The sequence below is a fragment of the Brevundimonas sp. Soil_N_31 genome (assembly GCF_057655995.1).
The window spans coordinates 1-272 of the sequence record NZ_JBDGLE010000034.1 but is presented as its reverse complement, the minus strand read 5'-3'; the positions used below and the strand labels follow the sequence as shown (position 1 = coordinate 272).

Below are 272 nucleotides of genomic sequence, written 5' to 3'. Positions count from 1 at the left end.
CTCAAATCCAAAGACGCGATCGTCTCAGCATCAGCATCGTTCTGAGGTCCGATTACGCCCACCGCCTCGGGTGCGTCATTCACCGGATTGACCGTGACCTCCACCGTCTGTGTCAGGCTCTCGCCCGAGGCCAGATCGGTCACCGTATAGGTGAAGCTGTCCGTGCCGTTGAAGTTGGCGTTCGGCGTATAGGTGTAGGTGCCGTCCGGATTGACCACGACCGTGCCGTTCGACGGATCGGTCGCCTTGACATACTCAAGGGTGCCACCGCT

Annotated in this window: 1 protein-coding gene; it reads right to left on the bottom strand. The window is 59.9% G+C overall.

Annotated elements, in window-relative coordinates; translation table 11 throughout:
- Nucleotides 1-272, bottom strand: a 272-nt coding sequence (locus tag AC3A3G_RS16385; RefSeq protein ID WP_487488741.1) for a cadherin-like domain-containing protein, incomplete at both ends; no start/stop codon positions are given.